The following is a 14,053-nucleotide window of genomic DNA, read 5'->3' as shown; positions in this document are numbered from 1 at the left end:
GAGATCGTCATCTGACAGGCATTGGCTCTCGAACAATTTAACGTCGAAGTTATTAATGGTCATCCCTGATTCTTTTTTAGTACCCTTTAGACTCCTTCATCAGACGCTGAAATAAATCAAATGAAGACAACAAATAAACGACTATAGCTGTTTATATATCTGATGTTACTTTTTTCATTAACAAAGGCTGATGAGACTTTCTTTCTCAGCATGGGTCGCAAGAAGCCCCCACTATAGCCGCATCTGCGGCTTAGTGGTGGGAGTACATCACCTTCCGGCTTTCTCTTTTATAACAAGTACTCGTAACAGCCCGTAGCCTGTCAACAACATAATCAGGGACAAGGGCAGTGCGGAGGCAATAGTGACGGCTTCCAGGGCCTTGAGCCCACCGACCAGTAACAGCAAAGCAGCCGCTATTCCTGAAAGCGTTGACCAGAATACCCTTTGCCAACTAGCGGGGCTCTCCTCTCCATTAGAAGACAGAATGCTCATAACAATCGCACAGGAGTCGGCTGAGGTAATAAAAAAAATGGCTACTATCAATACAGACAGTGCGGACAAAAACTGAAAACCGGGGAACAGTTCCAGAAAGGCAAATAGCGCCTGCGACTCATGATGTTCCACAACCGTAGCCAGGCTACTGTCCGTGTTGCCCATGACCGCTGAAATGGATGTATTCCCAAACACTGTAAACCACATAAAAGTAAGGGCCGAAGGCACTACGATAGTACCAAAAATCATTTCACGCACGCTTCTTCCCTTTGATATCCGGGCAATGAACATACCAACGAAAGGCGACCAGGATAGCCAGTATGACCAGTAAAAAAGAGTCCAGTCACTCAGCCAGTCGTTTCTGTTTTGATAGGCATACAGGTTAAAGCTTTGTTCAATAATACCGGACAGGTAGAGCCCGGTGTTTTGAATGAATAAGTTCAGAAGCTCAGTGGTTGGGCCAAGCGCCATAATCAGCAGCAACAACGCCGTTGCCAGTGCCAGGTTTAGCCTGGACAGAATGACTACCCCTTTATCCAGCCCGGACACTGCGGATAACGTCGCCAGTCCGGTAATAACAAAAATGAGTAATGAGTGCGTAAGAGCAGCGGGTTGCCAGTTGAACAGGTATTGTAATCCAGAGCTAATCTGAAGCACGCCGATTGCCAACGCAGTCGCAACACCAAACACGGTTCCCACGATGGCGAAAATATCAATACAATGACCGGCTCTTCCAAAAACCCGGTCACCAATAAGCGGATACAAACACGAACGGAAGGTCAAAGGCTGTTCATGCCGATAAGAGAAGTAGGCAATACTCAGGCCAATCACCGCATAAATGGCCCAGGCATGAAAGCCCCAGTGGAGAAATGTGATTTGCATGGCTTGCCTTGCAGACGCCAATGAGCCGGAATCACCCACCGGCGGACTGGCAAAGTGTATAACAGGTTCTGCAACCCCGAAAAACATCAGGCCAGTCCCCATGCCAGCAGCAAACAGCATTGCCAGCCATGCCGAAAAGCTGAATTCAGGCTTACTATCCTCCCTGCCCAATTTGATGCTTCCAAAACGAGAGAAGCAGAAAAAAGAAGCAAAGCCTAAATTCACTGTAACAGTGAGTGCATAAAACCAGCCCAGATATTTGGAGATCATCGCTACCAGAAGGGTAAATAACGCGCTCATAGCGTCTGGAAAGCTGGCCGCAAGAGAGAGCAGGGAAGCTATAAGCATTGAAGAAATAAAAAATACAGGCTTGTTAAGGGAGTGCCTCGACATTTTATCCGTCATAACGCTCGACACTCCTGACCGTATTGCAGCACTTAAAACAGGGAACATCCCCCCGGTAACCAGACAGAGTATAGATGAATCACTTAATCAGTCACCCATCGAAATACCTTCACGACGAGGGTCCGATGCGCCCACCAGGCGCCCACCCTGAAACTGAATAGCCTGGAGGCCTGAATTAAGATCCCTGATCTTCACCTTATAACCCATCTTCTCCAGAGGTGCCTTAAGTGCCTCTGCGTCTGTACCCGCTTCCAGCTCATAAGTACCCGAACGATTCTGCAAATGAGGTGCATTAATCGCAGCCTGTACAGGGATGCCCCATTCAAGATGTCGAATCAGTGTATTGGCAACATAACCAATAATACGAGCGCCCCCCGGAGACCCCAACACCAGATAAGGCTTGTCGTCTTTCATCACAATAATCGGTGCCATGGAAGACCGGGGACGTTTACCAGGCTCAACACGGTTGGCAACAGGGTGGCCGTTTTTATGGCTGGCAAAAGAGAAATCTGTCAGTTCATTATTCAGCAAAAAGCCATTGGTCATAACTCTGGAGCCAAAACCATTTTCAATGGTACTGGTCATCGAGACAATATTTCCGTCTTTATCGACTATCGAAATATGAGTCGTGGAAGGAAGCTCAATAGACTGGTCATCGGCCTGTGCAACAGGATTATCCCAGTCAGGCTGGCCGGGCTGAACCTGTATCAGCGCTGAACCTTTTGCAATCAATCTGGCCCGGTCAGCCAGATACTCTTGATCCAGCAAACTTTGAGGCATAGGGACAAAATCAGTATCTGCCATATAGCGATTACGATCTGCAAAAGCCAGACGGGTTGCGTCGCCTATGACCTGCCAGGCCTCAGGGCTTTCTTTTTGCAAAGAAGCCAGATCCGCCTGAACAGAAATACCCAGAATTTGTCCAACCGTTAAAGTGCCGGAACTGGGAGGTCCCATACCACAAATACTGAATTGCCGGTACGGGGCGCAGGTGACAGGCCGCTCCTTTATGCGATAACCCGCTAAGTCACTGCGGGAAAGTAGTCCGCAATTGTCTTTTATTTCCTGAACCTTTTTAACAATCTGTTCACCAATTTTTCCATGATAAAAGACATCCGCCCCCTGCTTTGCCAACAGGCCAAGTGTTCTGGCGTAGTCTGGATTTTTCAGCACATCGCCCTCAGCCAGAGGTTGACCATTTTCCCTGAAAAAGTAACGACGGGTATCCGGATAACGTTGCAGCCGTTCCTTATCTCCGGCAATCGCACTGCCAAGACGCTGAGACACGGTAAAACCATTCTCTGCCAGTTTCTGTGCCGGTTTCAGCAAGTCAGGCCAGGGTTGTCGGCCATATCGGGTATGGAGTTCAGCCATCAGCTTCACAGTTCCCGGAGTACCGACTGAGCGTCCACCAACAACAGCGCCGTAAAACGCTAATGGCTTACCATTTTGATCCTGAAATAACTCAGGCGTTGCCGCTGCAGGCGCAGTTTCACGACCATCAAAAGTGGTCAGTTGTTTTTTTTCAGCGTCGTAATAGACCAGAAAAGCACCGCCCCCTAAACCCGACGACTGCGGTTCGACTAAGCCCAGCACAGTTTGCACGGCCACCATCGCATCAATGGCACTGCCACCGGCTTTCAATACATCGTAACCCGTCTTCACTGCCAGAGGATTAGCGGCAGAAACCATAAAGTTTTCCGCAACCACCTCGGTTTTCGAGGTCAGACCACTGGCGGCTTCCGGTGCAATATCTTCCTCAGCCACCGGGGCTGCGTTCAGACATAGTGGCAACAGTGCCGCCAAAGCAAACGACAATAACTGTTTATGCACTGCATTTGTTTTTCTTTTATGCATACTTTTTGCACACCTTTTTTATTTTGAATTCAGGGCTTGTCTGGATAGTGTTAAAACCGCTTCCAGAACACCACCGGCAATTGCCCTGGCTTTATCCGTGGTAGTGGTATGATCCACTGATGCGCCCCTGGGATCAACATCACCAATCTTGAAGCGCTCACTCACTTTCAGCCCAGGATTTATCATTCCCCGTACTTTACCGCTGATAGGGGTAACCACAGGTTCTGCGTATTCTCCCACCGTGGCCACCGCCTGACCTTCACAAACCAGGTCACCAATAGTCACCCGTGGTGTCACAACACCCGCACAGGGCGAACGCAACACCCGTTCAGCACCATAGCCACCGATGACGCCGGGCGTTCCTGTATTGGCCTTTGCCTCTCCGCAATAAATAATACGCCCCAGGTCGTGACCACGACAGGTTTCAATAACAGCATCCACGTCTTCACCCGCCGTAAAACCGGGACCCAACGCCAGCGTCACCGGAGCCATCTCCCGATGCGTGCCAAGGTTCCGCTTTGCCAGAATGGCATCAACCAGGATGGCAGGCTTCAGCTGTCGTAAGGATGCAGCCTCAGGGTCAGCCATTACTGCAATTTCCCGCTGTTCGGTAATCTTCAACGCTTCGGCCACTGAACGGGCTTTGCGCCCGGTCACACCTTCGATGATTATCTTTTTATCGTCGTTTACCAGGGCTTGTGCAAAAGCAATATTGGTGCGAATAACGGTGGGCTCCGGCAAATCCAGCATAATCACGTCATAACCACTGTTATGCAGTTTAAGTGCCGCTCCGGTCGCCAGATCGCCAGCACCGCGAATCACCAGCCGTCTGTTCAGGTCATTCGTCACCCTGTCGCCCATGGAAACGGGCTTTTTATTGCGGCTGATGGCGAGTATTTCAGACATAATGCTGACCGCTATTTCCTCAGGTGTTTCTGCGCCAAGGTCTAAACCTACCGGGGTTCGAACCTGATTAAAGCGTTCGGGTGAGAGTCCACTTGCCAGCGCTTTAGCTTTTAGCGCCTTCACTTTTCTACGGCTCGCCAGCTGCCCGATATGCCTGGCATCCGTTTTTAGCACTTCCAGCAACGCTTCCGTATCTTCGTGATTGGTGGCTATGACCACCTGAGTGTCAGGGTTAATGGTGATTTGACTGATCGCGTCGGAAATAGTGTCTCCGTTAATCAGCCGGGTAAACTCCGGAAATCGTTCAGCCGCTAAATTGGGTTTCCAGGAGTCAGCAACGGTAATAGCAAATCCCAGTCTGGCAGCAAGATGAGCCACCGCCTGGTTAACATGCCCCGCCCCAATCAGCAGCAACTGGGGTTTAACGTTGTGAACATCAATAAAAACCTTCATCGCCCCACCACAGTCCATGCCCATGGCATTTTTGCCACTGCGGGACATGCTGGCATCCACCATCCGTGACTGGCCGGTTTTAATGGCTGCAATAGCCTCTGCAATCACGTGGCGTTCCACCATACCACCACCGACAGTGCCAAAGGTTTGACCATTGTCTTCTACCAGAAGCTGGGCGTTATGCCGTGGGGCAGAACCACTGGTTTCTATGATAGAAGCGATGGCAAAAGCCCTGTGACCGCCTGACAGTTCTGCTGCCCTTGAAAAAACATTATTTATCATAATTCAATCCGTAAAGAGAAGTATTTTTAATACGTTCCAGCCATGGATAAGACTGAGAGAAACTACTCAAAAGCGTCGTATGAATGCAAGGTGAGTGAGCAAGGACTTCTAATGCAAAAGCCCGGCCTGCTTGTTGCTGTTTCTGAGAATCCAGCTGATTCAGCAACCAGATTTTTTTGCAGGGTGTCTTTGCAGAAGACTTCTTTTCAAACGAGTTCTTTTCAAAAAAGTAGTGAGCGCTCTGTTGTAAATGGGGCTGTTTAAATAAACCGACTGGCGAGTTAATAAGTACTGACAACGCCTCTGGACTCACCCGGTCGCCTGCTTTCAGCCCGGTAACCGCTGAAAACCACTCCCTTCGATGCACAGTCTCAGCCGATACCGGTGACTCAATGCCTTTCCAGCCCGTTACTCCAACAATCACCTGACAACCGTCGGGTAATACCGGCTCTTTGTCGGAAGGCGCTTTCAGAGGCAGCTGCCGGGATCCGTCTGCCTCAATAAGAATATTGTCGTATAGATTGCGCCTGATCAGTTCTGCCGGAAGAGTTGCCGGAATACCAGACAGTTTCTGTCGATCTTCGCAGGCCATTCCGGCAACCGTAATCGACGCAGGTTCAGGCCGACTAATGTAAAGTTCTTCAGGGTCTGAACATCGGATCACCCGGTCAACACGGCCTGCAAAACCATCAACATCCGGATGGTAAATATGTGTCGTGGTGGATAACAGTACGGTTCGCCCTGACTGTTGCAATAAGCTGGCAAGGTGTTGTAAAAAGCTGGTTTTCCCGCCAGCACCAGCGGTGGCAATTATGCGGTCTTTGTCTGGGTCTATGCCTGGGATCATTACACACCCTTACTAAACAAAAATGCCGGGTCAAGAAGGTATAAAAATTAATGGATATGGAACTGCACCAATGTGAGTGCCTTATAGCGGCAGCGGGCTTGTCATCCCGAATGGGGAAATGGAAAGCCATGCTGCCTTTTGGAGAATCAAATCAAACCATTCTGGATTGCAGTATTGCCAATGCGTTAAATTGTGTCTCCCGGGTTATTCTTGTTACGGGCTACCGGGGTGAAGAACTCTTTGCACGGTATAAAAATAATAAGCGGATTAAAATTATCCATAATCCGGACTATAAAAAAGGCTTATTCAGCTCACTGCAATCCGGTATACAACAGGCAACCTCTGATTATCTATTTATTACACATGGTGATATGCCATTAATTTCAAAGGAGGTTTTTATCAACCTCTTTACTAACCGGGGTGATGATATTGTTTTTCCGGTTTATCAGGAAAAAGCCGGACATCCCGTACTTCTTAATCACCGCTACTACCAACACATCCTGAATGCGCCTGTTGAAAGTCGTATGAAAGCTTTATTAACAGCACTACCCCATCGTTTTATTTCTGTCAGCACTCACAATATTCATCTGGATATCGATACACCTCAGCAGTATCAATATCTTTGCAATAAAGCTCTTTAGTTTTAGTGATACAGGTCAACATTAAGGACATCCTTTTAGTTGTTGGCTGTTGGCTGTTGGCTGTTGGCTGTTGGCTGTTAGCTGTTAGCTGTTAGCTGTTAGCTGTTAGCTGTTAGCTGTTAGCAATGCACTATGAGCAGCCAATAGCCAATAGCCAATAGCCAATAGCCAATAGCCAAAATATCAAATTGATAGCGATTCATTTATTGGTTATCAGGCAGTTATCATAATGACGAATACTGACGTTTAAATGAAAATTATTACTATTTGCTAATAGCAAACAAATAAGCCACACTCTGCTTTTTATCCATATTCTCGAATTCATTTAATTTTAATAAGCACTCTTTTTTTGCTTCAGGTCAATAATTTTCGTCTAACTCTCCCACTGATAATTCTTTTCCCCCTCCTCTGTAAATAACTGGTCTGATTCCTGCATTACCAGAATCAGTGTCATCGATTTAACCATTACAACGTTATAAAAACTAAACGGACACAATTCAAGCCGTTTCAGGAGAGATCAATGGGCGATATTATGCGTCCCGTTCCGTTTCAGGAAATGCTGAATCGCATTCACGGGGAATATCAAAAGAGCCAGTCCTTGTTTGGCATTAAAGCAGATCAGCTGTTCAGAAAGAAAAATAACCAGAGGGTCAGCGTTTGTTCTGAAACCGCTACTACCGCAGTCGGCCCGGCGGCTGGGCCCCACACACAGTTAGCTCAGAACATCATTACTTCCTGGGTGGCAGGCGGTCGTTTTATTGAGCTGAAAACCGTTCAGATCATGGATACGCTGGAAATTGATAAGCCCTGTATTGATCCGGACGACGAGTGCTACAACACGGAATGGTCTACTGAATATACCCTGCCCAAAGCCTACGACGAATATCTGAAAGCCTGGATTATCCTGCACGTTCTGGAGTCACTGTTTGACCCGGCTCTGGATAGCCAACCGGAGGGTCAGCAGGAAAAAAGCTTTATCTTCAACATGAGTGTGGGCTATGACCTGAAAGGTATCAAAACCCCTCGCATGCAGACCTTTATTGACGACATGATGGACTGCAGCAACCATGAAAACTTTGTCGCTTACAAAGAGTCCATCAAGCAGTGGCTGCGTCAGCCTGAAGTGATGGCCACCTTCCAGCATAAAATACGCCTTGAGTCACTGGAAAAACAGATTGACCAGATCTCACCAAAGATCGCCCAGTCCGTCACCCTGTCTACCATGCACGGCTGCCCTCCCCACGAAATTGAAGCGATCTGCCAGTACATGCTGACAGTGAAGCGTATCGATACTTTTGTAAAACTCAACCCGACTCTGCTTGGCTACGACCGGGTTCGTAGCATTCTTGACCAGCGTGGTTTTGATTATATCAGCCTGAGTGAAGAGTCTTTCAGTCATGACCTGCAAATGGCAGACGCCCTGCCCATGCTGCGTCGTCTGCGCGAGGTAGCGGCTGAAAAAGGTCATCACTTCGGTGTCAAACTCTCTAATACACTGGGCTGTATTAACGACAAAGGTCGTTTGCCTGGTGATGAAATGTATATGTCAGGCCGTGCGCTGTATCCGCTGACCATCAACCTGGCCGCCATCATCGCCGATGAGTTTAACGGCCAGCTGCCTATGTCCTACTCCGGCGGTGCCTGGAAAGGCAACATCGCCAATATCTTTAACACCGGCATTCGCCCGATCACCATGGCCACCGAGCTGCTGAAACCCGGTGGCTATATGCGTCTGCGAGATTGTGCTAATGCCCTGGAAGAGTCAGACACCTGGAACAAACAGGAAGTCGATGTCTACGCATTGCAAGAGTTAGCTGAGAACGCACTGACCGAGGATGAATACACAGAAAAAAACTGGCATGAGTCTCCCCGAAAACAGGAAGACGTTGCACCACGATTTGATTGCACCATTGCCCCCTGTAAAGAGACCTGTCCTATTGGGCAGGATGTACCTGAGTACATTCAGAATGTTGCCAGAGGCGATTATCAGGGTGCGCTGAAACTGATATACGACAAAAACCCACTACCTGGCATCACCAGCCATATCTGTGACCACCAGTGCATGACCAGCTGTACCCGCAAGGATTATGAAGGTGCGATAAAAATTCGTGATATGAAACGGATAGCGGTAGAACAGGGCTGGGAGCAGTACGAATCCAACTGGAAAAAACCCAGGCAGATATCACAAGCCCGTTGTGCCGTTATTGGTGCCGGACCCAGTGGACTCTCTGCCGCCTATTTCCTGGCCCGGGCTGGCTTCCCTGTGGTGGTGTTTGAGAAAGAACAGGACGCTGGCGGTATTATTCGCAACGTCCTGCCCAACTTCCGTATTCCGGCCGAAGTCATTCAGCAGGACATTGATTTTGTCAGGGCTCACGGTGTGCAGTTTGAATTTGGCTGTGACCCCAACATCAACGCCCCCATGCTGAAAAACGTGGGTGGTTTTGACTACGTCTTTATGGGGGTCGGTGCTGAAAAAGGCAACACCATGCCACTGCAAGGCGACCGTTCCCGTCTGCTGCCATCACTGTCTTTCCTGAGAACCTTTAATAGCAAGCCGGAAAGCATTTCTCTGGGTCAGCATGTGGCCGTTGTCGGTGGGGGTAATACGGCCATGGACAGTGCCAGGGCGGCTCTGAAGACACCCGGCGTTAAAAAAGTATTTGTCTTCTATCGTCGGACTGAACACGAAATGCCCGCAGACCGGGAGGAATATCACAACGCTGTGGCCGATGGCGCTGAGTTCCACTTCCTGACCAACCCGGAATCCATGACAGAAGCGGGTGAGCTGACCTGTCGTGTGATGGCGCTGGGTGCAGAAGACGCCAGTGGTCGCCGTCGTCCGGTTGCCACCGACAAGACACTGACGATGCCAATCGACACCATTATCACAGCCATTGGCGAATCCGCTGACACCGAACTGCTCAACAACATGGGATTACCCATTGACCACGATGGCTGGACCATTGTTGATAAAACCACCTGCGAAACCGCTGTTTCCGGTATTTTCCTCATCGGCGATGCCCATACCGGACCCTCTACTGTCGTACGCTGTATCAACGAAGCCAGAAAGGCAACGGATACGATTATCAACCGTGAGTCAGCCCGGACTCATACCAATACCAGTGTATTGTCGTCTGACTCCCGGAGCATCCGCCAGCGCAGAGGGTTTATTCCCCTGACTAACGTTACCCGTGAAGACACTGAAGCCTTTGCCGCCCAGGAAGGCGCACGTTGTCTGGAATGCAACCATATCTGTAACAAGTGCGTGGGAGTCTGCCCTAACCGGGCCAATGTGGCACTGGACATTCCCGGTTTCCGGGAGCGTTACCAGGTTCTGCACCTTGATGCGTACTGCAACGAGTGCGGTAACTGCGCCCGGTTCTGTAACTGGGACAGCAAGCCTTATAAAGATAAGTTGACCATCTTCAGCCTGATGGAAGATTTCGAAAACAGCACTAATACCGGCTTCTTTGTAAATAACGAAGATGTCTGGGTTCGCCATGAAGGGGAAGTACACAAGCTGCCTATTAATGTGCTGGGGGAAACGGGTGAGCTTCCGGATGAAATGGTCACCCTTGGTCGTGTTATCCGTCATGTGTACCTTAGATACCCGTACCTGCTGGGTGCTGTAGGGCATTAAGAGGAAAATAATAATGCTACTAATAAAAAATGCTACCGCCGTTCAGTTCCAGCCAGCTTCAGTCACCGAAGGAATTGATATTCTGGTTGATGGCAACAAAATCGCTCAGGTTGGAAAAGGCATCGATCCGAAACAGGCGACAAAGGTTATCGATGCGGCAGGCCGGGTTGTTATGCCGGGCATTGTCTGCAGTCACAACCACTTTTACTCCGGCCTCTCCCGGGGCGTGATGGCAGATATCAAGCCCTGTCCTGATTTTGTCAGCACCCTGAAAAACCTGTGGTGGCGACTGGACCGGGGCATCGACGAAGAAATTCTCTACTACAACGGCCTGATCTGCTCACTGGAAGCCATCAAGTCCGGCACCACCGCCGTTATTGATCACCACGCCTCACCGGCTTTTATCAAAGGTTCTTTGAATACTCTGCGCAAAGGTTTCCTGAAAGCGGGTCTGCGAGGCATGACCTGTTTTGAAACCACTGACCGCAATTTCGGCATGAAAGAACTGGAGGACGGTGTTCAGGAAAACATCGACTTTGCCAATCTGATTGACAGCGCTAAAACCAGAGGCGACGAACCTTATCTGGTAGAAGCTCATATTGGTGCTCATGCGCCGTTTACTGTACCCAACGACGGATTGGGGCTATTGGCTGACGCCGTTAAAGAAACCGGTCGGGGGCTGCATATTCATGTGGCTGAAGACAAATACGACAGCACATGGAGTCGTCACCACTACGGACAGGAGCTGTTACAGCGCCTGGATACCTTCGGCCTGCTGAATGAAAAGTCTCTCATCGCCCACGGCACCTACCTGACCGACGCTGACATTGAGCTGCTGAACCAGCGCGACGGTTTCCTGGTTCACAATCCACGTTCCAATATGAACAACAACGTGGGTTACAACGCTCAGCTGAGCCAGTTTAAGAACGTCGCTTTAGGCACTGACGGTATAGGCAGCGATATGCTGGAAGAGATGAAGTTTGCCTTCTTCAAGCACCGGGATGCCGGTGGCCCCCTGTGGCCAGACAGTTTCCTGAACTTCCTGAATAACGGTAATCGCCTGTTAGAACGCAACTTTGGCGGCCAGTTCGGACGCCTGGAACCTGGCTATCAGGCCGACCTGGTGATTCATGACTATATCAGCCCAACGCCGTTTATGGGCGACAACCTGCCCGGCCATCTGGCCTTTGGTATGGGCAGTAATGGCGTACGCACCGTAGTGGTTGACGGAGCTGTCGTCTACGAAGACCGTCAATTCCCATTTGCTGTAGAAGGAATCTATGCACAGGCACGCACTGCGGCTGCACGCCTTTGGAAAAATATGGACAACCTCGACTGAGCACTCTCTGGCCGGGCAATGTTGCCCGGCCGGTTCTGTCTTGAAAAAAAGAAAAACCCCCGGGGAGGGGGATGAGTAATGCTAAGTACCGACGCTGACCTTAATACTGAAACGAAACCCGACTTGCTTGAACGGCTGTTCAAACTGAAACAACACGGCACCACTGTAAAAATGGAGGCGCTGGCGGGCTGTACCACCTTCGTCACCATGTGCTACGTGGTGTTTGTGGTGCCGGAAATGCTCTCAGCGGCAGGCATGGACAGGGGCGCGCTGTTTGTTGCCACCTGTCTGATAGCCGGGCTGAGCTGTATTGTTATGGGCCTGTACGCTAACTGGCCGGTGGGGCTGGCACCGGGCATGGGTCTGAACGCATTTTTTGCCTATGCGGTTGTATTAGGCATGGGCTACCCCTGGGAACAGGCGATGGGTGCCGTATTCTGGGGAGGCATTGGCTTTATGCTACTGAGCCTGTTCAAAGTGCGGGAATGGATTATCGACAGTATTCCAAAAGGGCTGCGTATTGGTATCACTGCCGGTATCGGTCTGTTTCTGGCACTGATTGGCCTGAAGTCTTCCGGTATTGTCGTGTCTAATCCCGGCACTATCGTAGGTCTGGGCAAAATCACCGACTTTGCGCCAGTAATGGCCAGCCTCAGTCTGTTCCTGATTCTGGCGCTGAGCTATCGCAAGATGAAATCCGCCGTACTGGTTTCCATTGCCGTGGTTACCGGCATTGCCCTGGCGTTTGGTGATGTTCAGTTCACAGGCGTTGTCTCTCTGCCTCCCAGCATTATGCCGATCTTCGGCAAGCTCGACATCATGGGAGCCCTGAACCCTGAAATGGTCGGCGTCATTGTTGCCTTTATGTTCGTTAACCTGTTTGACACCACCGGCACCCTGATTGCGGTGGGTGATAAAGCCGGTCTGGCCGACGAAAACGGCAAAATGGAAAACATGAACAGAGCCATGATCACTGACGGCTCTGCTTCCTGGGTCGGAGCCATCATGGGTGCGCCTACCGTCACCACTTATGTTGAAAGCGCTTCTGGTGTAGCGGTTGGCGGACGTACTGGCCTGACGGCCGTATTCATTGGCCTGCTGTTCCTGCTGACCCTGTTCCTGTCGCCTCTGGCTGGCATGGTACCCGGTTATGCGACAGCAGGCGCATTGATGTACGTCGCTGTACTGATGACTGCCAGCCTGGGCGATATGGACTGGTCTGACCTGACTGAAGCCGGTCCTGTGGTTATCACCACCGTTATGATGCCCCTGAGTTTCTCAATTGCTAATGGTATTGCCCTTGGCTTTATCGCCTATCCGGTGATCAAGCTACTGGCAGGCCGTGTAAAAGAAGTCAGTGTGAGTGTATGGGTTCTGGCCATTATGTTCGCGCTTAAGTTTGTGATCTTTGGAATTTGATGCGAAGGCGTTATCCACTCCTTCCCTCAAGAGGCAAACGGGAAGGAGTGGTAACGAAAAGGACTAAGAATGATCAAACAGTTTTTACGAGCCAAGAGTCTGGATGAAGCCCTGGCGTTTAAAGCAAAGTACGGTGACGATGCCGTTTATATGGCGGGTGGAGCACGACTGAACGCTGCACCCACCCAAAATAAACGGGAAGTTGCTATCAGCCTGTCAGAACTTGACCTGAAAGGATGTAACAAAACCACAAAAGGTTGGGAAATGGGTGCTCTGACGACGCTACAGACTATCGTCGATCATCCAGAACTTCCTGATGGACTGCGTAAGGCAGCCGCCCTGGTTTACAGCCGTAATGTTCGCAACCAGTGCACGCTGGGTGGTGAGATTGCCGCTGGCCTGCCTGCCTGTTTGATTGTTCCCACGTTGCTGGCCATGGATGCCAGAGTTGAACTGGCAGAAGGCTTTGGCAATGTGGAGGTGCAGTCCGTTGCCGATTATCAGGGGGGGCTGATTACCAAAATCATTGTGCCCGCTGAAGTCTATGCCTGTTTTAACCGGGAAGTCAGCAAAAGCGCTGCCGACCTGCCCATCGTTAATGCCAGCTTTGCTGTTCACCGGAATCCGGAAGGTAGAGAGTTCTACGGTATAGCCGTTTCCGGGTCTTCTTTCCCTGCTGCAATGATTCCGGCTGAAGCATCCGTCTCCGCCTTCCTTACCAGCGACATCAGTCGTCAGGATCTGGAAAAAGCCGTGTCCGGTGCCGTGAAGTGTGATTCTGATTTCAGGGGAAGTGCTGATTACAAGCGTGAAGTCAGCGGTGTACTGGTGGCTGACATGGTTGAAGCGTACCGTGTTCAGGCGGGCAATGTGAAAGGACAGTAACA

At 50.1% G+C, this 14,053-nt stretch carries 9 protein-coding genes; 5 read left to right on the top strand and 4 right to left on the bottom strand.

What is annotated here, in order from left to right; all coding sequences use genetic code 11:
- Window positions 1-267: 267 nt before the first annotated feature.
- From NX720_RS18595 to yqeC, 4 genes are all read right to left on the bottom strand, one after another.
- Window positions 268-1,779: a BCCT family transporter gene (locus NX720_RS18595; RefSeq protein ID WP_262596612.1), complete on the bottom strand. Its 1,512-nt coding sequence runs from the start codon at window positions 1,777-1,779 to the stop codon at window positions 268-270.
- A gap of 87 nt (window positions 1,780-1,866) precedes the next feature.
- Complete coding sequence (gene ggt / locus NX720_RS18590) at window positions 1,867-3,636, bottom strand: gamma-glutamyltransferase (RefSeq protein WP_262596610.1); 1,770 nt, start codon at window positions 3,634-3,636, stop codon at window positions 1,867-1,869.
- 18 nt (window positions 3,637-3,654) lie between these two features.
- A complete protein-coding gene (gene yqeB, locus NX720_RS18585) occupies window positions 3,655-5,277 on the bottom strand; it encodes a selenium-dependent molybdenum cofactor biosynthesis protein YqeB (RefSeq protein ID WP_262596608.1) in 1,623 nt (540 codons plus the stop codon).
- Window positions 5,267-6,124, bottom strand: a complete 858-nt coding sequence (gene yqeC / locus NX720_RS18580) for a selenium cofactor biosynthesis protein YqeC (protein WP_262596607.1) — start codon at window positions 6,122-6,124, stop codon at window positions 5,267-5,269. The genes yqeB and yqeC overlap by 11 nt, the downstream gene beginning before the upstream one ends.
- Before the next feature lie 50 nt (window positions 6,125-6,174).
- Here yqeC and NX720_RS18575 point away from each other — a divergent pair, with 50 nt between their 5' ends.
- The 5 genes from NX720_RS18575 (at window position 6,175) to NX720_RS18555 (ending at window position 14,051) form a co-directional block, all read left to right on the top strand.
- The gene (locus NX720_RS18575; RefSeq protein ID WP_262596606.1) at window positions 6,175-6,765 is read left to right on the top strand and encodes an NTP transferase domain-containing protein; all 591 of its coding nucleotides are present in this window, start codon (window positions 6,175-6,177) and stop codon (window positions 6,763-6,765) included.
- A 520-nt stretch (window positions 6,766-7,285) separates the two neighbouring features.
- On the top strand, window positions 7,286-10,408 hold the full coding sequence (gene ygfK, locus NX720_RS18570) for a putative selenate reductase subunit YgfK (protein ID WP_262596604.1): 3,123 nt from the start codon (window positions 7,286-7,288) through the stop codon (window positions 10,406-10,408).
- Window positions 10,409-10,421: 13 nt separating this feature from the next.
- A complete protein-coding gene (gene ssnA, locus NX720_RS18565; protein ID WP_262596602.1) occupies window positions 10,422-11,747 on the top strand; it encodes a putative aminohydrolase SsnA in 1,326 nt (441 codons plus the stop codon).
- Between the two features lie 78 nt (window positions 11,748-11,825).
- A complete protein-coding gene (locus tag NX720_RS18560; protein WP_262596601.1) occupies window positions 11,826-13,166 on the top strand; it encodes an NCS2 family permease in 1,341 nt (446 codons plus the stop codon).
- A 69-nt stretch (window positions 13,167-13,235) separates the two neighbouring features.
- Window positions 13,236-14,051 carry an FAD binding domain-containing protein gene (locus NX720_RS18555; RefSeq protein WP_262596600.1) on the top strand — a complete coding sequence of 272 codons (816 nt, stop codon included), beginning with the start codon at window positions 13,236-13,238 and terminating at the stop codon, window positions 14,049-14,051.
- The last annotated feature ends 2 nt before the right edge of the window (window positions 14,052-14,053 follow it).

Source organism: Endozoicomonas euniceicola, from assembly GCF_025562755.1.
GTDB lineage: Bacteria > Pseudomonadota > Gammaproteobacteria > Pseudomonadales > Endozoicomonadaceae > Endozoicomonas_A > Endozoicomonas_A euniceicola.
The sequence above is the reverse complement of the archived record's forward strand: the minus strand, read 5'-3'. Positions and strand labels throughout refer to the sequence as shown.

Bases quoted from the DNA above. Each gene is read 5' to 3' on its own strand.
- ggt (WP_262596610.1), bottom strand. From the start codon at position 3,636: ATGCATAAAAGAAAAACAAATGCAGTGCATAAACAGTTATTGTCGTTT.
- yqeB (WP_262596608.1), bottom strand. From the start codon at position 5,277: ATGATAAATAATGTTTTTTCAAGGGCAGCAGAACTGTCAGGCGGTCAC.
- NX720_RS18560 (WP_262596601.1), top strand. From the start codon at position 11,826: ATGCTAAGTACCGACGCTGACCTTAATACTGAAACGAAACCCGACTTG.
- yqeC (WP_262596607.1), bottom strand. From the start codon at position 6,124: ATGATCCCAGGCATAGACCCAGACAAAGACCGCATAATTGCCACCGCT.
- ygfK (WP_262596604.1), top strand. From the start codon at position 7,286: ATGGGCGATATTATGCGTCCCGTTCCGTTTCAGGAAATGCTGAATCGC.
- NX720_RS18575 (WP_262596606.1), top strand. From the start codon at position 6,175: ATGGATATGGAACTGCACCAATGTGAGTGCCTTATAGCGGCAGCGGGC.
- NX720_RS18595 (WP_262596612.1), bottom strand. From the start codon at position 1,779: ATGACGGATAAAATGTCGAGGCACTCCCTTAACAAGCCTGTATTTTTT.
- NX720_RS18555 (WP_262596600.1), top strand. From the start codon at position 13,236: ATGATCAAACAGTTTTTACGAGCCAAGAGTCTGGATGAAGCCCTGGCG.
- ssnA (WP_262596602.1), top strand. From the start codon at position 10,422: ATGCTACTAATAAAAAATGCTACCGCCGTTCAGTTCCAGCCAGCTTCA.